Origin of the sequence: Rhodoferax sp., assembly GCF_023701345.1 — a bacterium.
GTDB lineage: Bacteria > Pseudomonadota > Gammaproteobacteria > Burkholderiales > Burkholderiaceae_C > Rhodoferax.
On sequence record NZ_JAMPXE010000119.1, the window covers coordinates 1 to 9920 of the forward strand.

General features: G+C 58.1%; 10 protein-coding genes and 1 pseudogene. 2 read left to right on the forward strand and 9 right to left on the reverse strand.

The window, feature by feature from the left end:
• The 4 genes from ndk to NDI87_RS14035 all read right to left on the reverse strand — a co-directional run.
• The coding region (gene ndk, locus NDI87_RS14020) for a nucleoside-diphosphate kinase (RefSeq protein ID WP_296275982.1) at positions 1–312 on the reverse strand (312 nt) is incomplete at its 3' end.
• 115 nt (positions 313–427) lie between these two features.
• The gene (locus tag NDI87_RS14025; protein ID WP_296275984.1) at positions 428–1585 is read right to left on the reverse strand and encodes a pseudouridine synthase; all 1158 of its coding nucleotides are present in this window, start codon (positions 1583–1585) and stop codon (positions 428–430) included.
• Positions 1582–2244 (reverse strand): SMC-Scp complex subunit ScpB, encoded by a 663-nt coding sequence (gene scpB, locus NDI87_RS14030; RefSeq protein ID WP_296275985.1) that lies wholly within the window; start codon positions 2242–2244, stop codon positions 1582–1584. The genes NDI87_RS14025 and scpB overlap by 4 nt, the downstream gene beginning before the upstream one ends.
• 120 nt (positions 2245–2364) lie before the next feature.
• Complete coding sequence (locus NDI87_RS14035) at positions 2365–3318, reverse strand: RluA family pseudouridine synthase (RefSeq protein ID WP_296275991.1); 954 nt, start codon at positions 3316–3318, stop codon at positions 2365–2367.
• Between the two features lie 113 nt (positions 3319–3431).
• Here NDI87_RS14035 and NDI87_RS14040 point away from each other — a divergent pair, with 113 nt between their 5' ends.
• Both NDI87_RS14040 and NDI87_RS14045 read left to right on the forward strand, forming a co-directional pair.
• Positions 3432–4202, forward strand: coding sequence for an outer membrane protein assembly factor BamD (locus tag NDI87_RS14040; protein ID WP_296275992.1), 771 nt, complete (start codon positions 3432–3434; stop codon positions 4200–4202).
• A gap of 4 nt (positions 4203–4206) precedes the next feature.
• The gene (locus NDI87_RS14045) at positions 4207–4971 is read left to right on the forward strand and encodes a protein phosphatase 2C domain-containing protein (protein ID WP_296275986.1); all 765 of its coding nucleotides are present in this window, start codon (positions 4207–4209) and stop codon (positions 4969–4971) included.
• Between the two features lie 11 nt (positions 4972–4982).
• Here NDI87_RS14045 and NDI87_RS14050 read toward each other — a convergent pair whose 3' ends face one another.
• From NDI87_RS14050 to sucA, 5 genes and pseudogenes are all read right to left on the reverse strand, one after another.
• Positions 4983–5255 (reverse strand): hypothetical protein, encoded by a 273-nt coding sequence (locus NDI87_RS14050; protein ID WP_296275987.1) that lies wholly within the window; start codon positions 5253–5255, stop codon positions 4983–4985.
• Between the two features lie 110 nt (positions 5256–5365).
• The gene (zapE, locus tag NDI87_RS14055; RefSeq protein ID WP_296275988.1) at positions 5366–6463 is read right to left on the reverse strand and encodes a cell division protein ZapE; all 1098 of its coding nucleotides are present in this window, start codon (positions 6461–6463) and stop codon (positions 5366–5368) included.
• A 71-nt stretch (positions 6464–6534) separates the two neighbouring features.
• Positions 6535–7962, reverse strand: coding sequence for a dihydrolipoyl dehydrogenase (gene lpdA / locus NDI87_RS14060; protein WP_296275989.1), 1428 nt, complete (start codon positions 7960–7962; stop codon positions 6535–6537).
• Positions 7963–8171: 209 nt separating this feature from the next.
• Complete coding sequence (gene odhB / locus NDI87_RS14065) at positions 8172–9446, reverse strand: 2-oxoglutarate dehydrogenase complex dihydrolipoyllysine-residue succinyltransferase (RefSeq protein WP_296275990.1); 1275 nt, start codon at positions 9444–9446, stop codon at positions 8172–8174.
• An 81-nt stretch (positions 9447–9527) separates the two neighbouring features.
• Positions 9528–9920 (reverse strand): annotated as a pseudogene (gene sucA, locus NDI87_RS14070) (2-oxoglutarate dehydrogenase E1 component); the annotation flags it as partial.

Here is a 9920-nt window from a genome sequence, read left to right on the forward strand (position 1 = left end):
GCGGATGGTGCCGGGAGCCGCTTTTTTAGGATCGGTCGCACCCATCAGGTCACGGTGCCGCAAAACCGCATTTTCACCTTCCAGTGCCTGGATCATGACCGGGCCGGAAACCATGAAATCAACCAGATCCTTGAAGAAGGGACGGGCTTTGTGAACAGCATAAAAAGCCTCGGCCTCGCCACGCGACAAATGGGCCATTTTGGCGGCCACAATTTTCAGGCCGGCAGCCTCAAAACGGGCGTAAATTTGTCCGATCACGTTCTTGGCAACGGCGTCGGGCTTGATAATGGAAAGAGTACGTTCGATAGTCATGGTTGTTCCTGATAAATGTAATTTTTGAGCAATTGGTCAAAACCATGGATGTTAACCTGATCTGGTCTAGCTGGCCTGCACCGCCGGGATGCAGCCATAGCTCCCGTGGGCCAATTCAACGGCCCTTGCCAAGGCGTCTTGCACCCGAAGAACCGGAACCGGCGCCACGTTTGCTGCCCTGCTCCTGTCTTTGACGGGTATAACTGTCGGCCCCGATGTAACCAAAATTCGTTTTTAGCGGATCTGGCTGGGCGTTATTGGCGGCACTGGTGCCAGCATTGGGCTTGTTGCCGCGCCCAGTCGGGCTGCGTCCGGCTGGGCGACGGCCACGCAAGGGCGGACGTGGCGTACGCTCACGCGCCACACCCTCTTCAGCCACAGGCTTTGCGGCATCTGCCGAGGCCGCAGATGCAGAATTTCTTGCTTTTTGCGTCAACGAATTGATGTCGCCGGCGTCGAGTTCCATCCAGGCGCCCCGCTTGAGCCCACGCGGCAAAACCATGGCACCGTAGCGAATTCGTATCAGACGACTGACGGCATGGCCAACGGCCTCAAACATGCGGCGCACTTCGCGATTGCGGCCTTCAGAGATGGTGACCCGGTACCAGCAGTTGGAACCCTCGCCACCGCCCTCTTCGATCGAACCGAAGTTGGCCAGGCCGTCATCCAGCCTGACGCCCTCCAGCAGGCGCTTCTTTTCCTCTTGGTTGAGGGCACCCAGTACGCGCACGGCATATTCACGCTCCAGTCCAAAACGCGGGTGCATCAGGTTGTTGGCCAACTCACCCGAACTGGTGAACAGTAGCAAGCCTTCGGTATTGAGGTCGAGACGGCCTACCGACTGCCATTTGCCCTGGAACAGCTTGGGCAACTTGCGAAATACAGTGGGCCGGTTTTGTGGATCGTCGTTGGACACAACTTCGCCCGCCGGCTTATGGTAAGCAATCACGCGTGCCGGCGGCGGCTCAATCCGGAAGCGGATCGGTTTGCCGTTCACTTTGACATGGTCACCAAATTGCACCCGTTGGCCAATGTGCGCAGGCTCATTGTTGACGGTGATGCGGCCTTCCATGATCAGCTGCTCCATCTCCAGACGGGAACCCATGCCGGCCTGGGCCAACACCTTGTGCAGCTTGGGTGATTCAGGCTGAGGCGCCAGCACCCGCTTGAGGGGGTGAGCAACCGTCTGCGCGTCCTCTGCGTCAAATTGCCCCGAGACCACATCTTCGAACCGGATAACCGTGGTCTGCGGGTTTGACTCTTCGTGTTTCATCTTGATTCCTTTGACTCCAAATTCAACTCTCGCGCCATGGCCCCAACCGCATTGGCATCTTCAGCCCAGTTCAACTCGGGCGTGGCAACCATGGCTTCATTGCCTTGACCTGCCTCCAGCGCTCGCCCCAAGCCCTCAAAGGCCGCACCCGGTGCATCCAGCACGGGCAATTGGTCCAGTGAAGACAAACCCAGGTCATCCAGAAACTGGCGCGTGGTGGCAAACAGCGCTGGCCGTCCGACCGTATCGCGGTGGCCGATCACTTCGATCCAGCCCCGGTCTTCGAGTTGCTTGATCGTCAGCGAATTGACAGTGACGCCCCGGATGTCCTCAATATCACCCCGGGTGACCGGCTGACGGTAGGCAATGATGGCCAGGGTCTCGAGCGTGGCACGGGCGTAGCGGGGTGGTTTTTCCGGATACAGGCGATCCAGATACATCCGCATTTCAGCACAACTCTGAAAGCGCCAGCCACTGGCCAGCTCCACCAGTTCAACGCCGCGCTGCGACCAGTCCTGCTGCAATTCATGCAACAAAAGACGAATCTCAGCCTGACTTTGCTCCTGCCCAAAAAGAAGCAGCATGTCACGCAGGGACATGGGCTGTTGGGCACAAACCAAAGCGGCTTCAAGAATGCACTTGGCATCCAGCGTTTTCATGGTGTCGTCGAATTGAAAATAAGATGCCCAAAGACATCAAGACAAAGAATGGAGGGCGCGTAACAAGCCGAGCGAGCTATCGGTGACGCAGACGCTGTTCAAGGAAACTGGAACCAGCGTTTAAATATGGTTTTGATTGTACTTGAGACCCAGACTGTTCAGCGCCGTCGAAAAATCAGGGGGCAGATCGGAGGTAAAAGACAGCGCCTGCCGGGTGATGGGGTGCGCAAAAGCGAGCCGGTACGCATGCAGGGCCTGTCTTGTCATGCCAAGACCCATGGTGCCACCGTACAACGCGTCGCCGAGCAAGGGATGCTTGAGTTGCATCATGTGCACCCTGATCTGGTGGGTCCGACCGGTATGCAGGGTGCATTGCACGAGACAGGCCTGGGCCGCATTGGACAGGAGCTCAAAGTCGGTTCGGGCCGGCTTGCCCGGATGGAGATCCAGATCAACCGCGGCCATGCGCAGTCGATTCACAGGATCTCGGCCAATGGCTGCAGCCACCTGGCACCTGGCGCCGCCAGACCAGGCCCCCTGGCCAATGGCCAGGTACTGGCGCTTCACTTCCCGCGCGGCAATGGCGCGCACCAGCGCGTCCATGACCGGCCGGCTGCGCGCCACCACCATCAGGCCACTGGTGTCCTTGTCAAGGCGGTGCACGATGCCGGCGCGCGGCAGATCAAAGGCTCCTGCGTCATAAGCCAGCAGCCCGTTCATCAGGGTACCTGACCAATTGCCTGGCGCCGGATGCACCACGAGACCGGCGGGTTTGTTGATCACGAGCAAATGCGCGTCAGCATAAACCACATCCAGCACCATGGCCTCTGCCTTGAAGGCCTGGCTTTGCGGGGTTGGACGCAGCTCGATCAAACCCGCATCCGAGACCCTGACCTTATGCGATGCCTTGACAAGCACCTGCCCGTTGACCTGGACACTGCCAGCCTCAATGAGCTGCTGCAAATAGTTGCGTGAAAACTCTGGCACCAATTCAACCAGGGCGCGATCCAATCGCATACCATGGTGGGCAGCCGTAAAAACCAGCTTTCGCTGCTCTGCTTGTGGCTCCAGCACAGAGGCGCCATCGAGTTCATCCAGGGGCAGGGTGCCCGATATAATCAAATTTGTTTTGTTCAAGAAAGTCTTTCGCCATGCCTCATGCCAAATTATCTGCCCTCTGCGTCTGGATGTTGGCGGCTGGCGTTGTTTTCCTAAGCGCTTGCTCCACCACGGTGCCGGACCCCACCGCCGAATGGAGCCCCAATAAAATATATGCCGAAGCCAAGGACGAGCTCAACAGTGGCGCTTATGACAAGGCTGTAACGCTGCTGGAAAAACTCGAAGGCCGTGCAGCCGGGACACCACTAGCCCAACAAGCACAGCTTGACAAAGCCTATGCCCATTACAAAGCCGGTGAGTCCGTGTTGGCGATTGCCACGCTGGATCGCTTCATCAAACTGCATCCTGCGAGTCCTGCCCTCGATTACGCCCTGTACCTCAAGGGCATTGTCAATTTCAATGATGATCTGGGTTTGTTCTCCGGTTTGACGCGCCAGGACCTGGCCGAACGCGATCAGAAAGCAGCCAAGGATTCGTTTGAGTCATTCAAGGAACTGGTCAACCGCTTTCCCGACTCGCGTTACACCCCCGAGGCGAGCCAACGCATGAATTACATCGTGAACTCCCTGGCGCAATCAGAAGTGCACGTGGCACGCTACTATTTTGCGCGCGGTGCTTATCTGGCGGCAATCAATCGGGCCCAAACCGCCCTTGCCGACTACCAGGGGGTTCCAGCCCTCGAAGAAGCCCTGTTTATCATGGTCAAATCCTATGACGCGCTGGGCATGACCACGTTGCGCGACGACACCCTGCGCGTGCTTGAAAAAAATTACCCGCAAACCCCTTATCTGGTGCACGGCTTCAAACCCCGAAATGACCCGTGGTGGAAGATCTGGTAACAGCATGAAGGCCAATGCCTACCGACTCACGGCTTCAACCGGGATTCACAAAGGAGACCGCGACTACCAGCAAGATCAGGTGACTGTGCTCAGCCATCCCCGCGTCAAGGGGTGTCTGCTGGCCGTCCTGGCCGATGGCATGGGGGGCCGCAGCGGGGGCCGCAAAGCCTCGGACCAGGTCATGATGACCGCACGCCAGCTTTTTGAACGCTATGACCCGGCCACCGATGACCCCCAGGTCATGTTGAAACAATTGCTCAACGAGGCACATACGGTGATCAAACTGATTGCCATTTCATCTGAGCAGGAACCGCACAGCACCATCGCTGCTTTTTTGCTCAACCCCGCAGGGGACTGTTATTGGATTCATGCAGGCGACTCCCGCATTTACCATTTCCGCGGCAACCAGTTGGTCAAGCGCACGCTCGATCACTCGTACGTTCAGCTCCTGGTAGATCGCGGAGAAATCACGCCGGAGCAGGCCCAAAACCATCCAAAATCAAATATTCTGGTCAGTTGTCTGGGCTCGGACAATGCGCCGTCGATCAGCCTGCATCACATCCCGCAGATGAACGCGGGCGACATTTTGATGGCCTGCAGTGATGGCGTCTGGCATTACTTCAATGATATCGAACTGGGCGATGTCCTGTCCACACTGGCACCCAGGGAGGCCTCTGAGTTCCTGATCGAAAAAGCCAGGGCCCGGGCCCGCGGCGCTGGCGACAACCTGTCGATGGTGGTCGTCAAATTTGAACCCTTGCCGGAATGAGTCCGCTGGTTTCAACGATCTGCCGGTAGCACCAAGGGGTTGGTATCCAGGCCTTGCGGCACCGTCAAACTTTTTTCCTTGATCTTATCAAGTGCGTTGTTGGCTTTGGCCCGGCGCTCAAGGTCGTTCAAAATCAATTCCTGACGTCGCAACTCGTCGAGTGCCCTGCGATTTTTTACACGTATGTTGCGTTGACAGTCAAATACCGCAAATTTTTGATAACAGGCCGCATTGGCCCGTTCCACCTCGGCCTGCAGCTGCGTACGCGCACGATCAATGCGCAAATGCGCCTCCTGTAGCTGCAATGGGGTTGCCGGCAATGGTTCGGGCACGGCCTGCGCTGCCACAAAGGCAGACGCCAACAGACAGGCCAGGGCAAAAATGATGCGCCGACTCATGTCAGGCAGGTATCAACATCCCGACGACTCAAGGCCAGGAATTCGGCGGACTGCATTTCCTGCAGACGCGACACGGTGCGAGCAAACTCATTGGCCATCAGACCCTCCGTATAAAGCTCGGTTGCAGATACAACCGCAGACATGATCAGCTTGACCCGCCGGTCATAAAGCACGTCCACCAGCCAGGTAAAGCGACGCGCCTCGGAGGACATGCGGGGTGGCATTTGTGGCACATTGCTGAGCAGAACCGTATGGAACTGGGTCGCAATTTCAAGGTAATCGTTTTGCGAGCGCGGTCCGCCACAGAGCGTATTGAAGTCAAACCACACCAGGCCACCCGCTTTGCGCCGCGCATGGATTTTGCGCGCCTCGATGTGCAGGGTCGGGTCTTCATCCGGTGATTCTGCCAGTTGCTCGAAAGCGTTGCGCATGGCCTCGTCTGCCGCCTCACCCAGGGGAAAGTGGTACAGCTCGAGTTGGGCCAGGGTTTGCCCCCGATAGTCGGTGCCGTGGTCCACATTGATCACATTGAGATGGGACTTCAACAAGGCAATGGCAGGCAAAAATCGGTCGCGATTCAAGCCATGAAGGTACAAATCATCAGGTTTGAAATTCGAAGTAGTGACAAAACCCACACCTTGCTCAAACAAGGCCTTGAGCAATCTGTGCAGAATCATGGCATCGGTGATGTCTGACACATGAAACTCGTCAAAACAAATCAGCCGGTACTTTGCGGCAATCCGTTTGGCCAAAAGATTCAGCGGATTGGCCGTGCCCTGCATACTGGCCAGCTCCCGGTGCACCTCGCGCATGAATTCATGAAAATGCAGCCTCGTTTTGCGCTTCAATGGCACGGCTGTATAAAAGCAATCCATCAGGAAGCTCTTGCCCCGACCAACGCCGCCATACATGTAAATACCACGAGGAATGGGTGGGCGGTTGATCAATTTTTTGAGTGCATTGGAGCGCATCTCGCGAAACTTGCCCCACTCGCGGGCGCAAGCTTCCAGCGCCTGCACCGCGCGCAGTTGCGCCGGATCCGCGCTGTAACCGCGCGCCAGCAACTCGGCCTGGTAGATTTTTTTAACGGTCACTTGTGACTGGTCACTGCAAAAATGGCTGCCTGAACTTGTGGCTCAAGCCCCAGCAGCCATCTTCGTGTCATTTAGAAGTTCAAGGTGCGCTTGTCAACCGCCAGCGCCGCTTCCTTGGTGGACTCACTCAAGGACGGATGCGCATGGCAGATGCGTGCAATGTCTTCGCTGCTGGCACGGAACTCCATTGCCATCACGCATTCGGCAATCAGTTCGCTGGCCATCGGACCGACGATGTGCACACCCAGAATCTCATCGGTAGCGGCATCGGCCAGCATCTTGACCATGCCCGTGGTATCGCCCAGGGCCCGCGCGCGACCATTGGCCAGGAACGGGAAAGTACCCGCTTTGTAGGCTACGCCATCGGCCTTGAGCTGCTGCTCGGTGCGACCGACCCAGGCGATCTCGGGGCTGGTGTAAATCACCCAGGGGATGGTGTTGAAGTTGACGTGGCCATGCTGCCCGGCAATGCGTTCAGCCACCGCCACGCCTTCTTCTTCGGCCTTGTGCGCCAGCATCGGGCCGCGCACCACGTCACCCACCGCCCAGACGCCTGGCAAGTTGGTCTTGCAGTCAGCGTCGACCACAATCGCGCCGCGCTCGTTGAGCTTCAAGCCAACCGCTTCGGCATTCAGGCCGGTGGTGTTGGGCACACGACCAATCGACACGATCAACTTGTCCACCTCCAGCATCTGAGCTTCACCCTTGGCGTTGGTCCAGGCCACGCTGACGCCTTTTTTACCGACCTTGACGTCACCTACCTTGACGCCCAATTCGATCTTGAGACCCTGCTTGACAAAGGCTTTTTGCGCTTCCTTGGCAATCTGCTGGTCAACGGCACCCAAGAAGTCCGGCAAGCCTTCCAGGATGGTCACCTCGGCACCCAGACGGCGCCAGACCGAACCCATTTCCAGGCCAATCACACCGGAGCCGATCAAACCCAGTTTCTTGGGCACGGCCGTCAACGCCAGCGCACCTTCATTGGACAGCACCATGGCTTCGTCGAACGGCGCTCCGGGCAAGGCGCGGGCATTCGAGCCGGTGGCCACAATGATCTGTTGACCAACCAGTGTTTCTTCTGCGGCGCCCGCCACCTTGATTTCGTAGCCGCCATCGACCGCCTTGGCAAACGAAGCACGACCATGAAAGAAGCTGACCTTGTTCTTTTTGAAAAGGTACAGGATACCGTCGTTGTTCTGCTTGACCACCGCATCCTTGCGCGCCACCATTTTGGCTGCGTCCATGCTCAGGCCCTTGACCGTAATGCCATGGTCGGCAAAGTGGTGGCCGGCCTGCTCAAAATGCTCGCTCGACTGCAACAGCGCCTTGCTCGGAATGCAGCCCACATTGGTGCAGGTGCCACCCGGTGCCGGACCGCCCTTGGCGTTTTTCCATTCGTCCACACAGGCCACGTTTTTGCCCAGCTGGGCGGCACGAATGGCGGCAATATAACCGCCGGGGCCGCCACCAATCACGATCACATCAAATTGCTTGCTCATTTTTTACTTTCTAACTTCCGTGACTAGGCGCCACGATGATTAATGAAATACCCGCACCAATGACTAGCGGCGTGCGTTGGGTGTCTGACGTAGCGCGTGGACTTGGGGTTTTGCCAAATTAAGGAGGAGGATTGGGGCCAGCCCCAATCCGGGGGACATTCGCGGAGTCAGATACCCAATGCGCGCTGCGGGTTAAAGCGAACTGGTATTCAGATATCAAACAGCAGACGGGCCGGATCTTCCAGCGCTTCCTTCATCGCCACCAAGCCCAGCACGGCTTCGCGGCCGTCGATGATGCGGTGGTCGTAACTCATCGCAAAGTAGTTCATGGGGCGTACCACGACCTGGCCGTTTTCAACCATGGCGCGGTCTTTGGTGGCGTGCACACCCAGAATGGCGCTTTGCGGCGGGTTGATGATGGGGGTCGACATCATGGAACCAAAGGTGCCGCCGTTGCTGATCGAGAACGTGCCGCCGGTCATCTCTTCCATGCCGAGCTTGCCATCGCGCGCCTTGGCACCAAATTCGGCAATTTTCTTCTCGATGTCGGCAAAACTCATCTGGTCGGCGTTGCGCAAGATTGGCACCACCAGGCCACGGGGCGAGCCCACCGCAATGCCGATGTCAAAAAAGCCGTGGTAAACGATGTCGGTACCGTCCACCGAGGCGTTGAGCACCGGGAATTTTTTCAGGGCATGCACCGCGGCCTTGACGAAGAAGCTCATGAAGCCCAGCTTGACGCCATGCTCTTTCTCAAAGCGCTCCTGCATGCGTTTGCGCATTTCCATCACCGGCGCCATGTTGATCTCGTTGAACGTGGTCAGGATGGCGTTGGTGGATTGCGATTGCAGCAGGCGCTCGGCGACACGGGCGCGCAGACGGCTCATGGGCACGCGCTGCTCGGGACGGCCTTCGAGCGAAGCCGCCAGGCTGCTGGCGGGCGCAGCCACCTGCGGCAGCAGCGGTGCGGCTGGCTTGGCGGCGGGCATCGTTGGTGCGGAAGCGGCCTTGGGTGCGGCCACGGCGGCCAGCACGTCGCCCTTGGTGACGCGGCCATCCTTGCCGGTGCCGGCCACGGAACCCGCAGCGAGCTGGTTGTCGGCCATCAGCTTGGCAGCCGCCGGCATTGCCACACCGGCCATGGAGGCGCTGGCAGGTACGGCAGCAACAGCAGCAGGGGCAGAAGCAGCGGCCATCGCCGCCACCACAGGTGCCACCGGCGCAACCACACCACCCGCCACGCCTTCGGTATCGATACGGGCGATCAGCTGGTCAGCGGCGACCGTGCTGCCATCGGGCTCGACAATTTCCACGATCACGCCAGCCGAGGGGGCGGGAACTTCCAGCACCACCTTGTCGGTTTCGACATCAATCAGGATTTCATCCACAGCGACAGCGTCGCCGACTTTTTTCTTCCACTGCAACAGAGTGGCTTCAGCCACGGATTCGGACAGTTGCGGGACTTTGACTTCTACGATTGCCATAACAATTCTTTCAAAAATGATCTTGAGGGTTTTGGCGGCGGACGAACGCCCGGCCAAAACAGGTTGACGCGGAGTGCTGCCTTATTTGGCCAGGACAAAACCTTTGAGCTTGCCAAAAGCGCCTTCCACCAGCGCCTTTTGCTGCTCCTGGTGCAGATGCGAATAACCCACAGCCGGTGAGGCAGATGCCACTCGGCCGGAATAACCCAGCTTTTGTCCCTCAAGCATGTTCTCGTGAATGTAGTGCTGCACAAAGAACCACGCCCCCTGGTTTTGTGGCTCGTCCTGCGTCCACACCACCTCGGTCGCATTGGGGTACTTTTTCAGCTCCGTGGCAAAGGCCTTGTGCGGGAACGGGTAGAGTTGCTCGACGCGGATGATGGCAACGTCGTCGTTGCCCTTTTCTTCACGTTTTTTGGCGAGGTCGTAATACACCTTGCCGGAACAGGCGATCACACGCTTGACCTTGTCACC